Genomic DNA, 22,223 nt, shown 5'->3' on the forward strand with positions numbered 1-22,223 from the left:
TCAGCCCCTATGAGGCGCGGAAACGAATCGCCTTTTGCGTGACAGGACGAAATTGCCGTGAAAATCGCCATCGCTTCCGACCATGCCGCCGTCGATCTGAAGGCGGAACTTGCCGACTGGCTGCGCGCCGAAGGGCATGAGGTCGACGATCTGGGTCCGGCGACGGCCGACCGGGTGGATTATCCCGATTTCGGCTACAAGCTCGCGGCGGCGGTGGCTTCGGGCGCGGCGGAGCGGGGCATTGCGCTCTGCGGGTCGGGCATCGGCATTTCCATCGCCGTGAACCGCAACCCCGCCTGCCGTTGCGCGCTGGTGTCGGAGCCGCTGTCCGCCGCGCTCAGCCGCGAGCATAATGACGCCAATGTCCTGGCCATGGGCGCGCGCCTGACCGGCGTGGACATGGCCAAGGCCTGCGTCTCCGCCTTTCTTTCCACCGATTTCGGCGGTGGCCGCCATGCCGGCCGTGTCGAGAAACTCTCCCAGCCCGCGCTTTAAGGAGCCTGCCCTATGAGCACCGCCACCCTCGCCCAGCCCGCCCTGTCGGACATCCGTTCCGAAGGCTATTTCACGCGCAGCCTGGCCGATGCCGATCCGGCGGTCTTCGCGGGCGTCACCCATGAACTGAAGCGCGAGCAGAACCAGATCGAACTGATCGCTTCGGAAAATATCGTGTCGAAGGCGGTGCTGGAGGCGCAGGGTTCGGTCTTCACCAACAAATATGCCGAAGGCTATCCGGGCAAGCGCTATTATCAGGGCTGCGCGCCGTCGGACGAGGTCGAGCAATTGGCCATCGACCGGGCGAAGCAGATCTTCAACTGCGGTTTCGTGAACGTGCAGCCCCATTCGGGCGCGCAGGCGAACGGCGCGGTGATGCTGGCGCTGACGAAGCCGGGCGACACCATCATGGGCCTGTCGCTGGACGCGGGCGGGCACCTGACGCATGGCGCGAAGCCCGCATTGTCGGGCAAATGGTATAATGCCGTGCAATATGGCGTGCGCGAAGACACGCATGTGATCGACTATGACGCGCTGGAGGCGCAGGCGGTCGAGGCAAAGCCGACGCTGATCATCGCGGGCGGTTCGGCCTATCCGCGTCACCTGGACTTCGCCCGCTTCCGGGCGATTGCGGACAAGGTCGGCGCGCTGCTGATGGTCGACATGGCGCATTTCGCGGGCCTGGTGGCGGGCGGCGCGCATCCGACGCCCTTCGGCCACGCCCATGTCGTGACCACCACCACGCACAAGACGCTGCGCGGGCCGCGTGGCGGCATGATCCTGACCGATGACGAGGCCATTGCGAAGAAGATCAATTCGGCGGTGTTCCCCGGCCTTCAGGGCGGGCCGCTGATGCATGTGATCGCGGCGAAGGCAGTGGCCTTCGGCGAAGCGCTGCGGCCGGAGTTCAAGACCTATGCGCAGGCCATCGTCGCCAATGCCAAGGCGCTTGCCGGCAAGCTGGAGCAGCGCGGCCTGGCCGTGGTTTCGGGCGGCACGGACACGCATCTGGCGCTGATCGACCTGCGCCCCTACGGCATTTCGGGCAAGGATGCGGACGAGGCGCTAGAGCGCAGCTTCATCACCTGCAACAAGAATGGCGTGCCGGGCGACCCGCTGCCGCCGACCAAGACGAGCGGCATTCGGGTCGGTTCCCCTGCGGGAACGACGCGCGGGTTCGGCGTGGCGGAGTTCGAGGCCATCGGCGACATGATCGCGGACGTGCTGGAAGGGCTGCGCGATCATGGCGAGCATGGCGATGCCGCGATAGAAGCCAATGTGCGCGAGCGCGTTTCGGCCCTCTGCGCCCGTTTCCCCATTTACGAAGGCTGATAAGGAGTAGGTTCGTTTCGAACCCTTGGACGCCGTCCGCGGCGTCGCTCCGGACAGGCCGAGGTCGAGAAACGGGCAGTAGCGACATCTCGTTTCTCGACCAGCTCGAAACGAACGGAGTTTAGTGAATGCGTTGCCCCTTCTGCGCCCATGACGACAGCCAGGTGAAGGACAGCCGCCCGACGGAGGATGGCGCCGCCATCCGCCGCCGGCGCCAGTGCGAAGCCTGCGGGGCGCGCTTCACCACCTTCGAGCGGATTCAGCTTCGCGACATATGGGTGGTGAAAAGCGAGGGGCGCAAGGAAGCCTTCGACCGCGACAAGCTGGCGCGCTCCATCGGGATCGCGTGCCGGAAGCGGCCAATCGATCCCAGCCGGCTGGAGAAGCTGATTTCGGGCATCCAGCGGCAGTTGGAGACGTCAGGCGACGGAGAGGTTCCGGCGCGGGCGATCGGAGAGATGGTGATGGAAGGGCTGAAACGCCTGGACAGCGTCGCCTATATCCGCTTCGCCAGCGTGTACAAGGACTTCACCGATGCGCGGGACTTCGAGGATTTCGCCTCGACGGTGAAGGAGGTGGGGAGTGATTGACCCCGCCCTGTCCTTTTCTTCCTCCGTTCGTCCTGAGTAGCCATTGAGCGAAGTCGAAATGGCATATCGAAGGACCAGGCCGTGACCTTCCACGTCTACATGCTGCGCTGTTCGGACGGCAGCTACTATCTGGGGCATACGGATAATCTGGAACAGCGCATCGCCCAGCATCAATCGGGCGGGATTGCGGGATACACGCAGAAGCGGCGGCCTGTGTCGCTCGTCTGGCAACAGGATTTCGGGACACGCGACGAAGCGATTTCCGCAGAGCAGCAGATCAAGGGTTGGTCGCGGAAGAAGAAGGAAGCCTTGATCGCTGGCGATTGGGACATGATCAGCCAGTTGGCGCGCAAGTCCTTCGATACGGGGCTTCGACAGGCTCAGCCCCTACTCAGGACGAACGATGGTATGATTGAAACCGCCCCACCCCCCGTCATCGTGCTCGTCCGCCCGCAGCTTGGCGAGAATATCGGCAAGGCGGCGCGGGCCATGTTGAATTTCGGGCTGGTCGAGATGCGGCTGGTGTCCCCGCGCGACGGCTGGCCCAATCCGGATGCCGGGCCATCGGCGGCGGGCGCGGATGTCGTTCTGGACAAGGCGGAGGTTTTCGGGACTCTGGCCGATGCCGTGGCGGATTGCGCGCATGTCTACGCCACCACCGTGCGCAAGCGGGGCGTGACCAAGCCGGTGGTGACGCCCGAAGAGGCGGCGCGAGAAATCCATGCCGCCACGGGGCGCTCCGCCTATGTGTTCGGGCCGGAGCGGTCGGGGCTGGAGACCGAGGATGTGGCGCTGGCGCGGAAGATATTGACCGTGCCGATCAATCCGGAATTCGGGTCGCTCAACCTGGCGCAGGCGGTGATATTGTGCGCCTATGAATGGTCGAAACAGGCTTCGCTGGAGCAGCCGACCGTGGTCGACCTGGGCGAACCGGCTCCGCAGGCGGAACTGGAGGGGATGATCGGGCAGTTCGAGACGCTGCTGGAAAGCGCGGGCTATTTCTTCCCGCCGGATCGGGCGCCCGCGACCAAGCGCACCTTGCGGAACCTGCTGACCAAGCCGGGCTGGAACCATCTGGAGGTGCGGACCCTGCGCGGAGTCTTGTCGGCGCTGGGCAATCCGCGGTCGCGCTGAACGCTGAGCGCAACATGTTCTGCCAAGGCAGGACGTTTGAACTGGGCTCCTGCCTTCGCAGGAGCACGTCATGCCTTGAGGCGGTCGAACTCGGTCATCTCATAGGCGATCGAGGCTTCAACCAGCCGGTCCCACAGGTCGGCAATCACATCGGCCGGGGCGCCCAGCCTCTCCGCCTCGGCGCGGACATTCTCGATCACCTCGGCCTTGCGCGCCTCGTCGCGGACGGCGGCGCGTTCCGGCTTGATCCGGGCGGCGGCGCGCATATGGGCGAAGCGTTGGTCGAGCAGCGCGACGAGCCGGCGGTCGATTTCGTCCACCCCTGCGCGGACTTCGGCCATGGTGGTGTAGCTTTCGGGGTCCATGGCCCGCTCAACTAAGGCCGGAAACAGGCGCTGTCGAGGGTTGACATCGCGTCGTCGCTTCTTCATAGGCGCCGCTTCGCGATTGGCCCCGTATCCCGGTGAAACGGTGGCCCTGCCCCTGAAATACGGACAGCAGGCGATACCGGGAATGACGTTAGAAGCAATTGTTTAGGAAATCATCATGTCGAAGCGTTCAAGCGCCAAGTACAAACTCGACCGCCGCATGGGCGAGAACATCTGGGGCCGGCCCAAGAGCCCGGTCAACAAGCGGGAATATGGCCCCGGCCAGCACGGCCAGCGCCGCAAGGGCAAGATGTCCGACTATGGCATCCAGCTTCGCGCCAAGCAGAAGCTGAAGGGCTATTATGGCGACATCACCGAAAAGCAGTTCAAAAAGAACTACACCGAAGCCGCCCGCATGAAGGGCGACACCGGCCAGAACCTGATCGGCCTGCTGGAACGCCGCCTGGACGCCGTCGTGTATCGCGCCAAGTTCGCCCCGACCATCTGGTCGTCGCGCCAGCTCGTGTCGCACGGCCACATCTATGTGAACGGCGTGAAGTGCAACATCGCCTCGCGCCTGGTGAAGCCGGGCGATGAGATCACCCTGGGCAAGAAGGCGCAGGAAATGGCGCTGGTCCTGGAAGCCCAGGGCCTGCCCGAGCGCGACATCCCCGACTATGTCGTGGCTGACGGCGCCGCCAAGGTCACCTATGTCCGCGTGCCGACGCTGGACGAAGTGCCCTATCCGGTGAAGATGGAACCCAATCTGGTCGTCGAATTCTATTCGCGCTGATCCGGTTTCGCTTCCGGCGAGAATTTCAGGAAGGCGGTCCTTCAGGGCCGCCTTTTTGTTTGCCCCTTCGACTTGTTTGCCCGTCCGACTTGTTTGCCCGTCCTACTTGTTTGCCCGTCCTTCTTGTTTGACACCCGGGCAACTGGCATCACGGCGCATTCGCCGTCTTTTCAAGGGCCTTGCCATGCGCGCGCTTTTCCTGACCACCCTTGTCGCCCTTGCCGGCGGGAGCGCGGCGATTGCCGCTGCCGCCGACGACGGCCCTTCCATCGACACGATGAAGGAGGTGGTGAAGGAGATTTCGTCCGACGCCTATGAAGGGCGCGCCCCCGGAACGGCCGGGGAGGAAAAGACCCTGGCCTATCTGGTGCGGCGTTTCGAGGCGCTGGGGCTGAAGCCCGGCAACAAGGGAAGCTGGTTCCAGGACGTGCCGCTGGTGGAGATCGACGCCAAAAATGTGTCTCCGCTGCGCTTCACCGGGGGCAAGACTGCGGTTTCGGCCGCCTACGGCCCCGAAATGGTGATCGCCACCTATCGCACCGGCCAGCCGCATGTCGAGGTGAAGGACAGCCCGGTCGTCTTCGTCGGCTATGGCATCAACGCGCCGGAGAAGAAGTGGAACGATTATGCCGGGGTCAATGTGAAGGGCAAGACTGTCCTCATCCTGGTGAACGATCCGGATTACCAGACGCCGACGCTGCGTGGGCCGTTCAACGGGCGGGCGATGACCTATTATGGCCGCTGGACCTACAAGTTCGAGGAAGCGGCGCGGCAGGGCGCGGCGGCGGCGATCATCGTGCATGACACCGTGCCCGCCGCCTATGGCTGGAACGTCGTGCAGTCGAGCTGGACGGGCGCGCAACATGTGGCGGACAGCGCCAACGGCAATGCCGACCAGTCCGCCGCCATCGGCTGGATTCAAAAGGACAAGGCGGGCGCGCTGATGGCAAGCGCGGGCCTGAACCTCGACGCGCTGACGGCGGCGGCGAAGAAGCGCGGATTCAGGGCGGTTCCGCTCAGGAATGTGAAGGCCGGCGTCTCCTTCGACAACGCCGTTCGCAGGCATAGCTCGAAGAATGTCGTGGCGCTCCTCCCCGGCAAGGCGCGGCCCGACGAATATGTGCTCTACGCGGCGCACTGGGACCATCTGGGCCGGTGCGAGGCGGCGCCGGACGGCGACGACATCTGCAACGGCGCCATCGACAATGCGACCGGGACGGCGGCGCTGGTGGCCCTGGCGGAGGCCAATGTGAAGGCCGGGCCGACCGAGCGCAGCCAGGTCTTCCTGGCAGTGACGGCGGAGGAATCGGGGCTGCTGGGGTCGGCCTATTACGGCAATCATCCCGTCTTTCCGCTTGGGCAGACGGTGGGCGGGGTCAATATGGACGCGCTCAGCATGGCGGGGCTGGCGAAGAATGTCGTGGTGATCGGCAAGGGCAAGTCGCAGCTCGACGCCTATCTGGACCGCGCCCTGGCGGCGCAGAAGCGGGTCGCCAGCCTGGAGCCGACTCCGGAAAAGGGCTTTTACTACCGATCCGACCATTTCAGCTTCGCCAAGCATGGGGTGCCGATGCTCTATTTCGAAGGCGGGCAGGATCTGGCGAAGGGCGGCCCCGCCGCGGGCGCGAAGGCGGCCAAGGACTATGAGGAGCATCATTATCACGGTCCCAAGGACGAATATGACCCCAGATGGGACTGGAGCGGGGTGAAGGCGGACCTGAAGCTCTATTATGATGTGGGCCGCGCGCTTGCCGTCGCGACCGATTGGCCGAACTGGATGCCGGGGGACGAGTTCCGCGCGATCCGCGACGCGAGCCGGGCGGGCAAGTGAACGAATCCGCGGCCTTTTAGGGGCGAAGGCCGCCATTTTCCGTCGGCAGGAGCGCAATCGCCGGCGGGGCAGCCGCCCCTGACCCTACGGCATCGGGGAAGACGCCTCCCTGCCCCCGGCATCTCCGCGATTCGGCCTTTTTCGTCGCCCGCTTAAATGATAGCGCCCTGCTGGAAATCATGAAGGAGAGGCTTGGCCCATGAGTTTGCCGGCATTTTTGGAAGGGCGCCTGTCCCTGCCGCTGATCGGTTCGCCGTTGTTCATCATCTCGCAGCCGGCGCTCGTGATCGCCCAGTGCCGCGCCGGGATCGTGGGCTCCTTTCCTTCGCTCAATGCCCGTCCGTCCGGCATGTTCGAACAATGGCTCCAGCAATTGGGCGAGGCGCTGACAGACCGGGACGCGCCCTTCGCGGTCAACCTGATCGTGCACAAGACCAACAGCCGGCTGGAGGAGGATCTCGCCCTCTGCGTCAAATATCGCGTGCCCATCGTGATCACCTCGCTGGGGGCGCGGGAGGATGTGAACCGGGCGGTGCACAGCTATGGCGGCATCGTCCTGCACGACGTCATCAACAATGGCTTTGCGCGCAAGGCGATCCAGAAGGGCGCGGACGGGCTGATCGCCGTGGCGGCGGGCGCGGGCGGCCATGCCGGCACCATGTCGCCCTTCGCGCTGGTGGAGGAAATCCGCGCCTGGTTCGACGGGCCGCTGGCCCTGTCGGGCGCGATCGCCACCGGCCGATCGATCGCGGCGGCGCGGATGATGGGTGCGGACTTCGCCTATATGGGTTCCCCCTTCATCGCGACGCAGGAAGCCAATGCCGAACCGGCCTACAAGCAGATGATCGTCGACAGCGGCGCGGCCGACATCGTCTATTCGGATTATTTCACCGGCGTGCTCGGCAACTATCTGCGGCCGAGCATCACCGCCGCCGGGCTGGATGCCGACAATCTGCCGAAGGCGTCGGAAATGGATTTTTCCAGCGCGGCGGGCGGCGCCAAGAAAGCCTGGCGCGATGTCTGGGGCGCGGGCCAGGGAATCGGCGCCATCCGCGACATTCAGCCGGCGGGCGACTTCATCGCCCAGCTCAAGGCCGAATATCGGGCCGCCATCGCCGCCTTCGCCGCTTAGGCTGTATCGGCATTCAGCCCTGACGGCCTCCACCGGCCGGAGGTGACGCCTCAGCGCTTCGCTGCGGAAGGGTCAGAGGAAGCCGCGCAGTTCGGCCATGAAGCGGTCGAACTGGTCATGGTGCAGCCAATGGCCCGCATTGGCGAATTCGACCAGCCGCGCGTCCTGGAAATGCGCGGCGCGCCCATCCTTCACCGGATTGGACGCCCAGCTATCCAGGCCCAGGCACAGCAGGGTCGGGCATGTGATCCGCTTCCAGAACTGGGGCAGGTCGACATCCGACCAGGCCTGAGGCGCCGGATCGTGCAGATAGGGGTCGAATTTCCAGCGATAGCTGCCATCCTCGTTGCGGTTGACGCCGTGGATGGTGAGGTGCATCGCCTGCTCGACCGACAGATGGTCGTTGCGTTCCCGCATGCGCGCCACCGCCGCCTCTATGGTCGGGTAATGCCGCCGCGTCTGGCGCGCCCGCGTCCGCCGCTTGTCGATCCATTGGAGCCATTGGTCCGGCCCGGCCTTTTGCGCCTGCTCCTCGATCCGGCCCGGCGACAGGCCCAGCCCCTCTATGGCTACTATCCTGGCGACCCTGTCCGGAAACAGCCCGGCATAGCGCAGCGCGACCGATCCGCCCAGCGAATGGCCGACCAATATCACCGGCTCCCGCCCCAATTGCTCGATCAACTGCGCCAGGTCGTAGACATAGTTCGCCATCATGTAGGAACCCTCGGCCGACCAGGCGCTGTCGCCATGGCCGCGCAGGTCCGGCGCGACCACGTGATAATCCTTCGCCAGCGCCCGCGCCGTCCAGTCCCAGCTCCGCGCATGGTCGAACCCGCCATGCACCAGGATCAGCGTGGGCGCCGCGCTGTTGCCCCAATCCAGATAATGCAGGCGCATCCGCAGCGACGTGTAGAAATGCGAGGTCGGCGCGGCTTGCGTGTTCATGCGATCCTGCGAAAGCGGTGACGGGAAAGGACGACGTTCCAGCCTCTTTGGCGAACTCCCCGCCGCATGCAAGGGGCGATGGGCGAAAATCCTTGGTTTACGCGCCTTTCGTCAAACTTTGTTGCCGCCGTCGCGCGCGGCGCGCCCTGGGGAAAGCCGCCCGTCCGTTCCCCGTCCGAAATCGGCCATTTGTCATAATGCCTCTGGAATGCCCGGCGCGATGCTGTAGAGGGCGCGGAGGACAGCGTGCGATCAGGAGCCGAGCCCATGACTTTCCATATGCCCGCCGAATGGGCGCCGCATGAATGGACCTGGATCGGCTTTCCCACATCCGCCGAGGAATGGCCCGGCGCGTTCGACGATGCGCGGCGGCAGATCGCGCAGTTCGCAAGCGCGCTGCATGCCGGGGGCAAGGGCGAAGAGGTGCGGCTGGTCTGCGCCAATGAGGGGGATGCGGACATCGCCCGCGCCCTGGTGCCGCCTGGGGTCGCCATCGTCGTGCAGAAGCTGGGCGACGTCTGGCTGCGCGACACGGCGCCCATCGCGGTGAAGCGGGGAAAGGAGCGGGCGCTGGTCGACTTCGGCTTCAACGGCTGGGGCGGCAAATATCGGATGCCGGGCGACGAGGATATAGGCGCGCGGTTGGCGGCGACGACGGGGCTGCCGATCTCCACCCAGAATTGGGTGTTCGAAGGGGGCGCGGTCGACACCGACGGCACCGGCCTGTTCGTGACGACGGAGCAATGCCTGCTCAACCCCAACCGCAACCCCGAACTGGATCGGGGAAAGATCGAAACCCTGCTGGCCGGTTCGCTGGGGCTTTCCGACATGTTGTGGCTGGGCGACGGCCTGCTCAACGATCATACGGACGGGCATGTCGACAACCTGGCCCGCTTCGTGGCGCCGGGGGTGCTGGCGCTGCCGGAAGCGAGCGGGGAGGATGATCCCAATGCCGCCGTCTATGCCGATGCGCGGGCGCGGGCCAGGGCGTTCGGGGTCGACGTCGCCCCCATCCCCTCCCCCGGCCGCGTGATCGTGGATGGGGAGGCGATTCCGGCAAGCTACATGAATTTCTATATCGGCAACGCCGCCGTCATCGTGCCCGTCTATGGCCGGCCGAATGACCAGGCGGCCCTGGACGCGCTCAAGCCCTTCTTCCCCGGCCGGGAGATCGTCGGCCTGCGCAGCGACGCGATCCTGTCGGGCGGCGGCAGCTTCCATTGTTGCAGCCAGCAGATGCCGTCCGCCTGAAAGCCGAAAGGAGCGAGCGCGGCGCCGATCGCGGGTTGCGCGGTCACGATCCTGCTCTATCTCCTCACCATTGCCATTGCGGCCCGCATGGGCGCTCGTCCTTAGGGTGTTACCGATGACCAAAGTTACCGTCGCCGCTCTCCAGCTCGCCTTTTCGGACGACCGGGCGGACAATATCGAAATGGTCGCCGGCCATGTGGTGAAGGCGGCGGCGCGGGGCGCGAAGATCGTCCTGCCGCCCGAACTGTTCGAAGGCCCCTATTTCTGCAAGGTGGAGGAGGAGGAACTGTTCGCCAACGCCCTGCCCCTGGACGAGCATCCCGCCGTGCAGGAAATGCGCAAGGTGGCGAAGGCGGAGGGCGTCTATGTCCCGACCAGCTTCTTCGAGCGCGACGGCCATCATCACTACAATTCGCTCGCCATGATCGACGATGAGGGCGAGATCATGGGCGTCTATCGCAAGAGCCACATCCCCGATGGGCCGGGATATGAGGAGAAATATTATTTCCGCCCCGGCAATAGCGGGTTCAAGGTGTGGAAGACGAAATTCGGCACCATCGGCGTCGGCATATGCTGGGACCAATGGTATCCGGAAACGGCGCGGGTGATGGCGCTGATGGGGGCGGAGATGCTGTTCTACCCGACCGCCATCGGGTCCGAACCCTATGACGCGGACCTCGACACCAGCCGCATGTGGCGCCGGGCGATGATCGGCCATGCCGTCAGCAACTGCATGCCCGTGATCGCCGCCAACCGGATCGGCGAGGAGGACGGCCAGAAATTCTACGGCCACAGCTTCATCGCCGACGAGTGGGGCGATTTCGCCGCGGAAGCCGACGGCAGGGACAATGGCGCGCTGGTGGCGACGCTGGACCTGGCGCAGGCGCGCAAGCATCGTGCCGGCATGGGTTTCTTCCGCGACCGGCGGCCGGAGCTTTACGGCCGGATCGCCCAGGATATCTGAACAAACAGGAGGAAAGACGATGACCATTGCACGCTACTATGTCATGCACGCAAAGGAAGGCATGAGCGCCGCCCTGGAAACCGCCCTGCGCGCCGTGACGGACGCGGTCCGCCCGCTGGCCGGATGCGAAGGGGTGGAATTGATGCGCGACATCGGCAATGAGCGCCGCTTCGTCTTCATCGAGCAATGGGCCGATGTCGACGCCCACAAGGCGGCGGTGGAGATATTGGACAAGGCGCTGTTCGCGCCGATGCTGGCGGCGCTCGACGGGCCGCCGGACGGGCTCTACCTCGACTATCTCATTCGCTGAGCGCCAGCGCCCGGGCGAAGACGGCCTCGAACATCCGAGCCGTCAATCGCCCGGTATTCTGGTTGTACCGCGAACAATGATAGCTATCGATGACGATCCTGCCGCTGGGCATGCGATGCTCCGCCATATGGGCGAAGCGCGCCTTGGGGAGCTTGCCGCCCAGCGCCTTGACCGTCGACTGATGCGCGATCTGACCCAGGGCGACGAAGACCTGCGCGTGGGGCAAGGCCTCCACCGCGGCCTTCAGGAAGGCACGGCAATTGTGGACCTCCTCCGGCAGTGGCCTGTTCTGCGGCGGCAGGCATTTGACCGCGTTGAGGATGATGGCGCCACGCAATGTCAGGCCGTCGTCGGCGCGCGCTTCATAGACGCCGTCGGTGAGGCCGAACTTGGCGAGGGTGGCAAAGAGCAGATCGCCGGCATGATCCCCGGTGAAGGGCCGGCCCGTGCGGTTGGCGCCCATCCTGCCGGGCGCCAGGCCGACAATCGCGATCCGGCCGAGCGGATCGCCGAAATGCGGGACCGGCGCGTTCCACCAGCCGGGATGTTCCGCCCGGTTCCGTTCGCGCAAAACGGCCAGGCGCGGGCAAAGCGGGCAATCGTGGGGCGCCTCGCCATGCGGGATAGGACTTTGCAGCGTCATGGCGACGGGATAGGCGCTGTGGGATGGCCAAGACAAGCACCCGTCATGTTTACGCCCTAGCCCTGGGATCGAACCGGGCCTTGTCCGCGCGGCTGGATCCGCCCCGTCTGTTGGGCGAGGCGATCCGCCGGATCGCGGAACTGGGCGCGGTTCTCAGCGTCGCTCCCGTCATGCAGACGCCGCCCATCGGGCCGTCGCGCCGCGTCTTCGCCAACGGCGCGGTGCTGATGGAAAGCCCCCTGCCGCCCGAGGAGATGCTTTCCCGCCTGCAGGCGATAGAGCGCGCCTTGGGCCGGCAGCGGTTCAGGCGCTGGGGATCAAGGCGGCTGGACATCGACATCATCCTGTGGTCGGGGGGCCGCTGGAACAGCCGCTCGCTGCGCATTCCGCACCCGGCGTTTCGCGGGCGGGACTTCGTGCTGGCGCCGCTGCATGCGATCGCGCCGGGCTGGCGCGACCCGATGTCGGGACTTTCGATCCGCCATTTGCGCTTCCGCCTCCGAAAAGCGGTTTCTGGAGGTTGACCCGCCGCATCGCCGCCTCTAGTGCGTGCGGACCCCAGGACATGAGGGCCCTTAGCTCAGTCGGTAGAGCAACTGACTTTTAATCAGTAGGTCGCTGGTTCGAATCCAGCAGGGCTCACCACCCCGTCGGCACGGGGCTGCCTTCAATCCGCTTCATTAGGGTGTGTGGGGATTCAGTTCAGGGCGCGGCGAAAATAGTGGATTTCGAGAACTGGCGCGCAGCCTACTCAAAGTAGGTGAGCACCGGAAGCACGGAGATTGAAGCGAGGCACGTGACTCGCTTCAACCATTTGCGGGCCGTCAGGGCTGAATGTCGATACAGCCTAGACCGCCTTGATCACCAGCGCGGCAAAGCACCATATTTCTATCGAAACCAGCAGGCCGAACAAGATGCCGAACATGGCGTCAGGCTTCAAAGCGTCGTCCATCTGCCCTCTCCATTTCTTTCTGCAAGATGAACGACTTAACCATGCATCTGGTTCCCGGAGCGTTTCGACGCATGTATCTGTCCGCATTTTGGAGGGTTCGCCTCGCGGCTCCTCGTTTCATGCTGAGCGCGGCGGCTCTCGATAATCTAGCTCTGCGGCCGGTCGCCGGCGCGACCCCGCGCGCCGCTTTCCCGTTCAGCGGGAATGGGCAGGACCGTTCGGGCGGGGACGCGCACGGCGCCGAAATCCCGCGGCTGGTCGTCGCCATTGATGAGGATGGTGAAGCCAGATCGCCGGAACCGCATGGCCAGGTAGCGGCGATCCGCATCCTCCCATTGCGCGACGGTCATGGGCCGATCCTGCTCGTCCAGCCACTCGATGTCGTCTTCCAACAGCCAGCCCGTGTCGTTGAAATCCGGCGCGGACGCCCGCAGGCCGGCGAGCGCGAAGGCATGCGCCTCAATCTCGCGGTCGCGCCCCTGCCAGTCGAGCCAGCCGATCGCATTATCCTGCGCATAGGCATTGTTGTTGCCCATCTGCGTCCGCCCGAACTCATCGCCGGCGGTCAGCATGATCGTGCCGCGGGAGCAGAATAACGTGCCGAGCAGCGCCTTGACGTCGCGCCGCCGCGCCGCCTGAATGGCCGGATCGGCGCTGGCGCCTTCGACGCCGTTGTTCCAACTGAAATTCTCGCCATGACCGTCACGGTTATGCTCGCCATTGGCTTCGTTGCGGCGATGTTCATAGGCGGTCAGGTCAGCCAGCGTGAAGCCGTCATGCGCCGCCAGGAAATTGACGGTCCGCGTCGCCGCAGCGCCATGGAAAATGTCGGACGATCCCGCGAGCCGGGTCGCCAGCGCGCCGATCATGCCGCGATCCCCGCGCCAGAAACGGCGCATGTCGTCGCGATAGCGGTCGTTCCATTCCAGCCACCGTTCCCCGAACCGGCCGAGCTGATAGCCGCCGGGGCCGATGTCCCACGGTTCCGCGATCAGGATGCGGTCGGACAGCAGCGGATCGTCGCGCATCGCCCTCAGCAAGGGCGCTTCGCTGTCGAAACCCGTCGGCAGGCGTCCCAGAGCGGGAGCGAGGTCGAAGCGGAAGCCGTCAACGCCCGCCGCGCCGACGAAATGGCGCAGTGAATCCAGGATCAGCCGCTGCGCGACGGGATGGTTGCAGTCGATGCTGTTGCCCGTGCCCGTGTCGTTGATCAGGCGGCCGTCGGCTTCATGCCGGAAATAGCTGCGCGCATCCAGGCCGCGAAGCGACAGGGTCGGCCCCTCCCGGTCGCTTTCCCCGTCATGATTATAGACCATGTCCAGGATCACGCCGATGCCGGCCGCATGCAGCGCGTCCACCGCGCCGCGCAGTTCCGCCATGCCGCCGGGCGCGAGGCGGGGATCGAGCGCGAAATAGCTGACCGGATTATAGCCCCAGGCGTTGCGCAGCCCCAGCGGCCCCAGATGCCGTTCGTCGATCCAGGCGTTGATCGGCATCAGTTCGACGGCGGAGACATGCAGGCGGCGCAGATGTTCGATCACGGCGGGATGGCCAAGCGCGGCTATGGTGCCGCGCCGCGCCTCCGGAATGTCGGGATGCAGCATGGTGAAGCCGCGGACCTGCACCTCGTAGACCAGCCCGCCGGGGCGGAAGACCGGCGGTTCCGGAGCCATCATGGAAAAGGGTGGCGTCACCACCCCCTTGGGCATCAAGGCTGCCGTGTCCCCGCCCTCGCCGCGTGGCGCGGCCAGCATCGGATCATAGGCGAACGGCCGGTCGATGGCGGCGGCATAGGGATCGAGCAGCAGCTTGTCCGGGTCGAACCACAGCCCGGCGTCCGGATGATGGGGCCCGTCGGCGCGCAGGCCATAGCGATCGCCCTCCCCCACGCCCGGCGCATCGACGGACCAGATTCCATCAACGTCCCGCGTCATCGGCAGGCGCGTCTCGCGATCCTGGCCATCGAACAGGCACAGCCAGAGCCGGTCGGCATCGGGCGCATGGACGCGGAAACGGGTTCCGCGTTCGTGCATGTCCGGACCCAGCGGACTCATGCGCCGGTCTGGATCAGGGTGCGGAACAGTTCCGCATAGCGCGCCGCGCTATGGGTCCAGGAAAAGTCGGCGCGCATGCCGGCGCGCTGCATCGCCTGCCATGTCGGCCGATGCGCATGAAGGCGGATGGCGCGCGCGATCGCGCCGTGCAGCGCCAGCGGATCGGACGGGGGGAAGACGATGCCGGTCGCCGCGCCCGCGCCGACGGCAGCTTCATTGGCGTCGATCACCGTGTCCGCCAGCCCGCCGACACGCGCCACAACCGGCACGCATCCATAGCGGAGGCCGTAAAGCTGGGTCAGGCCGCAGGGTTCGAAGCGGGAGGGGATCAATATGGCGTCGCCGCCCGCCTGCATCAGATGCGACAGCGGCTCGTCATAGCCGATCCGCGCCCCAACCCGGCCGCGATGCCGGTCCGCCGCCGCCAGGAACGCGCCCTCCAGCGGATGGTCGCCCGACCCCAGCAGCGCCAGCTTGCCGCCCAGGCCCACCAGATGGTCAATGGCGTCCATCACCATGTCCATGCCCTTCTGCCAGGTGAGGCGGCTGACGATGATGAAGATCGGCGCATCGTCGCGGTCGAGGCCGAACTGCGTTTCGAGGGCGCGGCGGCTGGCGCGGCGCCCGCCCAGCGCGCGCGCGCTGAAGGGCCTGGGGATCAGGGGATCGGCGGCGGGATCCCATATCGCGGTGTCGACGCCGTTCAATATGCCGTGCAGCCTGTCGGCCCGGCCGTTGATCAGGCCGTCCAGCCCCATGCCGTGCATCGGGGAACGGATTTCGTCGGCATAGGTGGGGCTGACGGTGGTGATGGCGTCGGCGGAGACAAGCCCTGCCTTCAGATAGCCGGTGCCGCCATAATATTCGACCCCGTCGACGCCCCAGGCTTCGGGCGGCAGGCCCAGTTGGGGAAAGATGTCCGCGCCGAAACGCCCCTGAAAGGCCAGGTTATGGATCGTCACCACCCTGGGCACGGCATGGGCCGGGCCGAAACGCATATAGGCGGCGGTCATCGCCGCCTGCCAGTCATGCGCATGGACCAGGTCGGGCCGCCAGCCCTTCACCCCTTCGGCCGCCATGTCCGCCCCCACGCGGGACAGGGCGGCAAAGCGTTTCCAATTGTCGGGCCATTCGCCGCCGCCCGCATCGCCATAGGGGCCGCCTTCCCGCGCGAAGAAATCCGGCGCATCCAGCACCAGCAGGTCAAGCTCGCCCAGCTTCGCCCCCAGCACCGCCGCCGGCGCCCCGAACAGCGCGTCATAGCGGCGCAGCGGCTTCGCCTTGCCCAGGCGCGAAAGAACCGCCGGATAGCCCGGCACCAGCGTCCTGACCCCTATGCCTTGCCCCGCCAGCGCGCCGGGCAAGGCGCCCGCCACGTCGGCCAGTCCCCCGGTCTTCACCAGCGGATAGATTTCGGACGCGACCGAAAGAACCCGCATCGCCATTCCCCCGCCCAAGATTCAGTCCGCCAGCCGTTCGATCATATATTGGGTGATCAGCGTCACGCCGCCTTCGGTCCGTCGGAAACGCTGCGCGTCATGTTCCGGATGTTCCCCCACGATCAGGCCGGGCGGGACGATCACGCCCGAATCCAGCACGCATTTATGCAGCCGCGCCCCGCGCCCGATCACGCAGTCGGGCATGATGACGCTCTCCGTCACGGAGGAGAAGCTGTGCGTGCGCACCCCGGTGAACAGCAGGCTGCGGTGGAGCGACGATCCCGACACGATGCACCCGCCCGCGATCAGGGAGGATGTGGCCGAACCGCGCCGCCCCTCCTCATTATGCACGAACTTGGCGGGCGGGGTGACTTCGGAATAGGTCCAGAGCGGCCAGCTCCGGTCGTAGAGGTCGAGCGAGGGCACCACGTCGGTCAGGTCGATATTCGCCTGCCAATAGGCGTCGATGGTGCCGACGTCGCGCCAATAGGGCACGGGTTCGCTTTCGGCGCGGACGCAACTGCTGGAAAAGCGGTGGGCGACGGCCTTGCCATGCTTGACGATGTGCGGGATGATGTCGCCGCCGAAATCGCGCTTGCTGTCCGGATCGTCAGCGTCGCGGCGCAGTTCCTCGATCAAAAGGGCGGTGCGGAAGACGTAGATGCCCATGGACGCCAGCGCCATGCCGGGGCTGCCGGGAATGTGCGGCGGCTTCTTCGGCTTTTCGACGAAGGCGGTGACCACGTCCTGCTCGTCCACATGCATGACGCCGAAGCCGCTGGCTTCCTTCACCGGCACCTCCATGCAGCCGATGGTGACGTCCGCGCCGCTGTCGACATGCTGCTGGAGCATCAGTTCATAGTCCATCTTGTACACATGGTCCCCCGCCAGGATGACCATATATTCCGGCGCATAGCTTTCGATGATGTCGATATTCTGGAACACGGCGTCGGCCGTGCCCTCATACCACTGGCTTTCCGACACGCGCTGGCTGGCAGGCAGGATGTCGAAGCTCTCGTTGCGTTCCGTGCGAAAGAAGTTCCAGCCGCGCTGGAGATGCCGGATCAGCGAATGCGCCTTATATTGCGTCGCGACGCCGATGCGCCTGATGCCGCTGTTGAGCGCGTTCGACAGCGCGAAATCGATGATCCGCGCCTTGCCCCCGAAATGCACCGCCGGCTTGGCGCGGCGGTCGGTCAATTCGGCCAGGCGACTGCCCCTGCCCCCGGCCAGTACATAGGCCATGGCGTCGCGGGCGATCGGCTGGTGTCTTGGCTGCATCGCCCTCTTCTCCTTCATGCTCGCGAGCGCTTGGTTTCCGCCCGTCGGTTTCAATAGTCCAGTTCCAGCATCAACGTCGCGAGCGGCGGAATGGTGACATTGGCCCATCCTTCCTCATCGGCGGTGACGATCCCCATATTGCCCGCGCCGCTGCCGCCATAGTCGGCGGCGTCGCTGTTGACGATCTCTCGCCAGCGGCCGCCGGAGGGCAGGCGCATGCGGTAGCCGTGGCGCAAGGTCGGCGTGAAGTGGCTGATGACGACGATGGGCGACAGGCCGGGCGCGCGCCGGACCCAGGCGAAGACCGAGTCCGCCGCCGCGTCGACCAGCACCCATTCGAAGCCCTCCGGCTCGCAATCGCGGGCATGCAAGGCGGGATGGGAGCGGTAGAGGCGGTTGAGGTCGCTCACCAGCAACTGCACGCCCCGGTGCGGCGCGTGATCGAGCAGGTGCCAGTCTAGCGCCCGCGCCTCGCTCCATTCGGCGCGCTGGGCGAATTCCTGCCCCATGAACAGCAGCTTCTTGCCCGGATAGCCCCACATCATGGCGTAATAGGCGCGCAGGGTCGCGAATTTCTGCCAGTCGTCGCCGGGCATCTTGTGCAGCAGGGACGCCTTGCCGTGCACCACCTCGTCATGGCTGAGCGCCAGCACGAAATTCTCCGTAAAGGCGTAGAGCAGGCCGAAGGTGATGTCGTCATGATGATGGGCGCGGTGCACTGGATCGCGCGCCAGATAGCGCAGCGTGTCGTGCATGAAGCCCATATTCCACTTGAAACCGAAGCCCAGCCCGCCTTCATGGACGGGGTGGGACACCTTCGGCCAGCTCGTCGACTCCTCGGCAATGGTCATGACGCCGGCATGGGTGCCGTAGAGCGCCTTGTTCATCTGCCGCAGGAAATCGACCGCCTCCACATTTTCCCGCCCGCCCTGGCTGTTGGGAATCCACTCCCCTTCCTTGCGGCTGTAGTCGAGGTAGAGCATGGAGGCGACGGCGTCGACGCGCAGCCCGTCGACATGGTAGCGCTCCGCCCAGAAAAGGGCGTTGTTGACCAGATATTGCGCCACTTCCCGCCGGCCGAAATTATAGATGGCGGTGTTCCAGTCGGGGTGGAAGCCCTTGCGCGGATCGGCATGCTCATAAAGGGCGGTGCCGTCGAAATGGGCCAGCCCATGGGCGTCGGTCGGGAAATGGGCAGGCACCCAGTCGAGGATGACGCCTACCCCCGCCCGGTGCGCGCCGTCGACGAAGCGGGCAAAGCCCTCCGGATCGCCGAAGCGGGCGGTCGGCGCGTAAAGCCCGGTGGTCTGATAGCCCCAGCTTGGATCATAGGGATATTCGCTGATCGGCAGGAATTCGATATGGGTGAAGCCCATGCCGACCACATAGGGGATCAGCCGGTGGGCCAGCGCGTCCCAGCTGAGGAAATTGCCATCCTCGCCGCGCTGCCAGGAGCCGGCATGCACCTCATAGACGGAAATGGCTTCGCGGCGCGGATCGGCCCTTTCCCAATAGGCGCGGTGGCGCTCGTCGCCCCAGTCATGGGCCGGGACCGCCGCCACGATGGAGGCTGTCGCGGGCCGCAATTCGGAACGAAAGGCGAAGGGGTCGGCCTTTAGCGGCAGGACTTTCCCGTCAGGCCCGACGATCTCATATTTATAGGCGCTGCCCACCCCCACTTCGGGCAGGAAGATTTCCCATATTCCCGCATCCTGCCGCCGCCGCATCGGCGCCCGGCGACCATCCCAGCGGTTGAAGTCGCCCACCACCGACACCCGCGCCGCGTTGGGCGCCCAGACCGCGAAATGCGTGCCCGCCACCCCTTCATGGGTGATGAGGTGCGCGCCCATCTTGTCGAATAGCCGGGCATGAGACCCTTCGGCAAAATAATAATCGTCCATCGGCCCCAGCACCGGGCCGAAGCTGTAGGGATCGACCAGCGCATATTCGCCGCCATCGGCATAGGTCGCCCGATAGCGCAGCGGCTGGCGCTTGCGCAGGGCGACCTTGCCGAAGAACAGCCCCGCCGGATGGACCCGATCCAGCGCGCCGACCGCCCTGCCGTCCAGCCTGCATGCCTCGACGCTCACCGCATCGGGCAGGAAGACGCAGGCGGTGAAACCCTTTTCCGCCGGATGGACGCCAAGCGTCGCGAACGGATCGTCCTCCCGCCCCTCCAGCAGGCGGGCGATCTGTTCCGGGGTCAGGCCCACGCTAGATACGGCCCCGCGTCAAACCGGCACTTTCCAGATGTCCGTCGCATATTCCCTGATCGTGCGATCCGACGAGAACCAGCCCATGCGCGCGACATTGTGGATCGCCTTGCTCGCCCAGAGCGCCTGGTCATGCCATATCCCGTCCACCCTGCGCTGCGCGGCGGAATAGCTGTCGAAATCGGCCGCGACCATGAACCAGTCATGATCGTAGATGCCCTGCACCAGATCCCTGTAGCGTCCCGGATCGTCGGGGGAAAAGACGCCGCTCGCGATCGCGTCCAGCGCCTGGCCCAGTTCGCGGCTCTGGCCGATCACCTCGCGAGGGTCGTAGCCATGGGCGCGCCGTTCGTTCACCTGCGCGGCGGTGAGGCCGAAGATCACGATATTCTCCTCCCCCACATGGTCGCGCATCTCGACATTGGCGCCGTCCAGCGTGCCGATGGTGAGCGCGCCGTTGACCGCGAACTTCATGTTGCCGGTGCCCGACGCCTCCATGCCCGCGGTCGAAATCTGTTCGGACAGGTCGGCGGCGGGGATCATCATTTCCGCCAGCGACACATTGTAATTGGGCACGAACTGCACCTTCAGCAGGCCCTGAACCGCCGGGTCGTGATTGACCGCCCGCGCCACGTCGCCCGCCAGCTTTATGATCAGCTTGGCGTTATGATAGCTGGGCGCCGCCTTGCCGCCGAACAGCTTGACCCGCGGAACCCAGTCCTTCTCCGGGTGCGAGCGTATCTGGTCGTAGAGCGACACCGCCTCGATGATGTTGAGCAACTGCCGCTTATATTCGTGGATGCGCTTGATCTGGATGTCGAACAGGGCGGAAGGATCGATCCGGGCGTTGACCCGCTGGCGCAGCAGATCGGCGAGCGCCACCTTGTTGGCGCGCTTGACGGCCAGGAATTTCTCCTGGAAGGCGCTGTCGTCGGCGAAGCGATCCAGTTCCCGCAGCGCTTCGGGATCGTCCATGAAGCGGTCGCCTATCGCCTCGCGGACCAGTTCGAACAGCCCGTGATTGCACTGCATCAGCCAGCGGCGGAAGGTGACGCCGTTTGTCTTGTTGTTGATCCGCGCCGGGTAGAGGCGGTGGAAATCGGCGAACACCGTTTCCTTCATGAGTTCGGTGTGCAGCGCCGACACGCCGTTGACGCTGTGCGATCCGGCGAAGGCCAGATTGCCCATGCGCACCCGCCGCTCTCCCCCCTCGTCGATCAGGGAGATGGCGCCGATCGCCCGGTCGTCGAACTGGCCCGACCGCCGCGCCTCCCCCAGCAGCCGGCTGTTCACCGCATAGACGATCTGCATGTGCCGGGGCAGCAGCCGTTCGAACAACGGCACGGGCCAGCTTTCCAGCGCTTCGGGCAGCAGCGTGTGGTTGGTGTAGCTGAACGTCCGGCGGGTGATGTCCCACGCCTCGTCGAAATCGACGCCGTGATTGTCGAGGAGGATGCGCATCAGCTCCGCGACGGCGACCGCCGGATGGGTGTCGTTGAGCTGGATCGCCGCCTTGTCCGGCAGGGTGCGGATGTCCCCGAAATATTGGATATGCCGCCTGACGATGTCCTGCAGCGAAGCGGAGGAGAAGAAATATTCCTGCCGCAGCCGCAATTCCTGCCCCGCGGGCGAACTGTCGGCGGGATAGAGCACCCGCGTCAGCGCCTCCGCCCTGTTGCTTTCGGTCAGCGCGCCCAGATGGTCGCCGGCGTTGAAGCGGTCGAGCAGGATCGGGTCGATCGGCTGCGCCTCCCACAGGCGCAGCGTATTGACCCGCTTGCCCCGCCATCCCGCGATCGGCGTGTCATAGGGCGTGGCGATGACCCGCTCGGCCGGGCGCCAGCGCATCTGGTGCTGGCTGGCGTCCTCATTCTCCGACGGGTCGACCCGCCCGCCGAAGCCGATCTCATAGCTCGCCTCGCGCCGTTCGAATTCCCAGGGATTGCCGTGGGTCAGCCAGGTTTCGGGCAGTTCCACCTGCCAGCCGTCCGAAATCTCCTGCCGGAACATGCCGTTCACATAGCGTATGCCATAGCCATAGGCGGGCACGTCGACCGTCGCCATGCTCTCCATGAAGCAGGCCGCCAGCCGGCCCAGGCCGCCATTGCCCAAAGCCGCGTCCGGCTCCAGCGCGGCGATGATGTCGATGTCGACGCCCAGCGAACTCAATGCCGCCTGCATGTCGTCCAGCATTTCCATGTTGGACGCCGCGTCGCGCATCAGCCGGCCGATCAGGAACTCCAGGCTCAGATAATAGACCCGCCGACCCTGCTGCTCATAGGTTTTCTCCGTGGAGGCGATCCAGGCGTCGATCACCCGGTCGCGAATGGCGAGGATCACCGCGTGCAGCCAGTCGTGCGGCTTGGCGGCCGTCGCGTTCTTGCCGATCCGATAGGTCAGCCGCTCGACGATCTCATGGGCGAGAACCTGTGGATCGACCTGCCGCGGGGCGGGCTTGGGGAGGGTGGTTTGGCCTTTCAGGTTCATAAATGCGCC

Annotated in this window: 19 protein-coding genes and 1 tRNA gene; 12 read left to right on the forward strand and 8 right to left on the reverse strand. The window is 65.6% G+C overall.

Annotated features, from left to right (window positions below; all coding sequences use genetic code 11):
• The first annotated feature begins 57 nt into the window (after nucleotides 1–57).
• The 4 genes from rpiB to Sj15T_RS07385 all read left to right on the forward strand — a co-directional run bounded on the left by rpiB (nucleotide 58) and on the right by Sj15T_RS07385 (nucleotide 3,551).
• Nucleotides 58–495, forward strand: a complete 438-nt coding sequence (gene rpiB, locus Sj15T_RS07370; RefSeq protein WP_013040445.1) for a ribose 5-phosphate isomerase B — start codon at nucleotides 58–60, stop codon at nucleotides 493–495.
• A 12-nt stretch (nucleotides 496–507) separates the two neighbouring features.
• Nucleotides 508–1,827 (forward strand): serine hydroxymethyltransferase, encoded by a 1,320-nt coding sequence (gene glyA / locus Sj15T_RS07375; RefSeq protein WP_013040446.1) that lies wholly within the window; start codon nucleotides 508–510, stop codon nucleotides 1,825–1,827.
• A 128-nt stretch (nucleotides 1,828–1,955) separates the two neighbouring features.
• Nucleotides 1,956–2,417 carry a transcriptional regulator NrdR gene (gene nrdR, locus Sj15T_RS07380; RefSeq protein ID WP_013040447.1) on the forward strand — a complete coding sequence of 154 codons (462 nt, stop codon included), beginning with the start codon at nucleotides 1,956–1,958 and terminating at the stop codon, nucleotides 2,415–2,417.
• Nucleotides 2,418–2,498: 81 nt separating this feature from the next.
• On the forward strand, nucleotides 2,499–3,551 hold the full coding sequence (locus Sj15T_RS07385) for a TrmH family RNA methyltransferase (RefSeq protein WP_013040448.1): 1,053 nt from the start codon (nucleotides 2,499–2,501) through the stop codon (nucleotides 3,549–3,551).
• Between the two features lie 68 nt (nucleotides 3,552–3,619).
• Here the strand turns inward: Sj15T_RS07385 and Sj15T_RS07390 are convergent, their stop codons facing one another.
• Nucleotides 3,620–3,916 carry a chorismate mutase gene (locus Sj15T_RS07390; protein WP_013040449.1) on the reverse strand — a complete coding sequence of 99 codons (297 nt, stop codon included), beginning with the start codon at nucleotides 3,914–3,916 and terminating at the stop codon, nucleotides 3,620–3,622.
• A 181-nt stretch (nucleotides 3,917–4,097) separates the two neighbouring features.
• Here Sj15T_RS07390 and rpsD point away from each other — a divergent pair, with 181 nt between their 5' ends.
• The 3 genes from rpsD (at nucleotide 4,098) to Sj15T_RS07405 (ending at nucleotide 7,675) form a co-directional block, all read left to right on the forward strand.
• Nucleotides 4,098–4,712: a 30S ribosomal protein S4 gene (gene rpsD, locus Sj15T_RS07395; protein ID WP_007688773.1), complete on the forward strand. Its 615-nt coding sequence runs from the start codon at nucleotides 4,098–4,100 to the stop codon at nucleotides 4,710–4,712.
• Between the two features lie 184 nt (nucleotides 4,713–4,896).
• On the forward strand, nucleotides 4,897–6,543 hold the full coding sequence (locus Sj15T_RS07400) for a M28 family peptidase (protein WP_013040450.1): 1,647 nt from the start codon (nucleotides 4,897–4,899) through the stop codon (nucleotides 6,541–6,543).
• Nucleotides 6,544–6,742: 199 nt separating this feature from the next.
• Complete coding sequence (locus Sj15T_RS07405; RefSeq protein WP_013040451.1) at nucleotides 6,743–7,675, forward strand: nitronate monooxygenase family protein; 933 nt, start codon at nucleotides 6,743–6,745, stop codon at nucleotides 7,673–7,675.
• Between the two features lie 72 nt (nucleotides 7,676–7,747).
• Here the strand turns inward: Sj15T_RS07405 and Sj15T_RS07410 are convergent, their stop codons facing one another.
• The gene (locus tag Sj15T_RS07410) at nucleotides 7,748–8,620 is read right to left on the reverse strand and encodes an alpha/beta hydrolase (RefSeq protein WP_013040452.1); all 873 of its coding nucleotides are present in this window, start codon (nucleotides 8,618–8,620) and stop codon (nucleotides 7,748–7,750) included.
• A 267-nt stretch (nucleotides 8,621–8,887) separates the two neighbouring features.
• On the opposite strand from Sj15T_RS07410, the gene Sj15T_RS07415 reads away from it, so the two are divergent.
• From Sj15T_RS07415 to Sj15T_RS07425, 3 genes are all read left to right on the forward strand, one after another.
• The gene (locus Sj15T_RS07415; RefSeq protein WP_007688767.1) at nucleotides 8,888–9,871 is read left to right on the forward strand and encodes an agmatine deiminase family protein; all 984 of its coding nucleotides are present in this window, start codon (nucleotides 8,888–8,890) and stop codon (nucleotides 9,869–9,871) included.
• Nucleotides 9,872–9,986: 115 nt separating this feature from the next.
• The gene (gene aguB / locus Sj15T_RS07420; protein ID WP_013040453.1) at nucleotides 9,987–10,835 is read left to right on the forward strand and encodes an N-carbamoylputrescine amidase; all 849 of its coding nucleotides are present in this window, start codon (nucleotides 9,987–9,989) and stop codon (nucleotides 10,833–10,835) included.
• A gap of 19 nt (nucleotides 10,836–10,854) precedes the next feature.
• On the forward strand, nucleotides 10,855–11,145 hold the full coding sequence (locus Sj15T_RS07425) for an antibiotic biosynthesis monooxygenase (RefSeq protein ID WP_007688763.1): 291 nt from the start codon (nucleotides 10,855–10,857) through the stop codon (nucleotides 11,143–11,145).
• Here the strand turns inward: Sj15T_RS07425 and Sj15T_RS07430 are convergent.
• Nucleotides 11,135–11,788 (reverse strand): uracil-DNA glycosylase, encoded by a 654-nt coding sequence (locus tag Sj15T_RS07430; RefSeq protein ID WP_041385952.1) that lies wholly within the window; start codon nucleotides 11,786–11,788, stop codon nucleotides 11,135–11,137. The genes Sj15T_RS07425 and Sj15T_RS07430 overlap by 11 nt on opposite strands.
• Before the next feature lie 23 nt (nucleotides 11,789–11,811).
• Here Sj15T_RS07430 and folK point away from each other — a divergent pair, with 23 nt between their 5' ends.
• Nucleotides 11,812–12,312: a 2-amino-4-hydroxy-6-hydroxymethyldihydropteridine diphosphokinase gene (folK, locus tag Sj15T_RS07435; RefSeq protein WP_013040455.1), complete on the forward strand. Its 501-nt coding sequence runs from the start codon at nucleotides 11,812–11,814 to the stop codon at nucleotides 12,310–12,312.
• 45 nt (nucleotides 12,313–12,357) lie between these two features.
• A tRNA-Lys gene (locus Sj15T_RS07440) sits at nucleotides 12,358–12,433 on the forward strand.
• Between the two features lie 453 nt (nucleotides 12,434–12,886).
• Here the strand turns inward: Sj15T_RS07440 and glgX are convergent.
• From glgX to Sj15T_RS07465, 5 genes are read right to left on the reverse strand one after another with little or no spacing between them, the layout of a single operon-like run.
• The gene (gene glgX / locus Sj15T_RS07445) at nucleotides 12,887–14,794 is read right to left on the reverse strand and encodes a glycogen debranching protein GlgX (protein WP_013040457.1); all 1,908 of its coding nucleotides are present in this window, start codon (nucleotides 14,792–14,794) and stop codon (nucleotides 12,887–12,889) included.
• Nucleotides 14,791–16,239 (reverse strand): glycogen synthase GlgA, encoded by a 1,449-nt coding sequence (glgA, locus tag Sj15T_RS07450; protein ID WP_013040458.1) that lies wholly within the window; start codon nucleotides 16,237–16,239, stop codon nucleotides 14,791–14,793. Before glgA ends, glgX begins: the two co-directional genes overlap by 4 nt.
• Nucleotides 16,240–16,254: 15 nt before the next feature.
• Nucleotides 16,255–17,514 (reverse strand): glucose-1-phosphate adenylyltransferase, encoded by a 1,260-nt coding sequence (gene glgC / locus Sj15T_RS07455; RefSeq protein WP_007688750.1) that lies wholly within the window; start codon nucleotides 17,512–17,514, stop codon nucleotides 16,255–16,257.
• A 50-nt stretch (nucleotides 17,515–17,564) separates the two neighbouring features.
• Nucleotides 17,565–19,727: a 1,4-alpha-glucan branching protein GlgB gene (gene glgB, locus Sj15T_RS07460; RefSeq protein ID WP_013040459.1), complete on the reverse strand. Its 2,163-nt coding sequence runs from the start codon at nucleotides 19,725–19,727 to the stop codon at nucleotides 17,565–17,567.
• Between the two features lie 18 nt (nucleotides 19,728–19,745).
• Nucleotides 19,746–22,214, reverse strand: a complete 2,469-nt coding sequence (locus Sj15T_RS07465; protein ID WP_013040460.1) for a glycogen/starch/alpha-glucan phosphorylase — start codon at nucleotides 22,212–22,214, stop codon at nucleotides 19,746–19,748.
• Nucleotides 22,215–22,223: the final 9 nt, after the last annotated feature.

The organism is Sphingobium sp. TA15 (assembly GCF_037101235.1).
In the GTDB taxonomy this organism is placed as follows: domain Bacteria; phylum Pseudomonadota; class Alphaproteobacteria; order Sphingomonadales; family Sphingomonadaceae; genus Sphingobium; species Sphingobium indicum.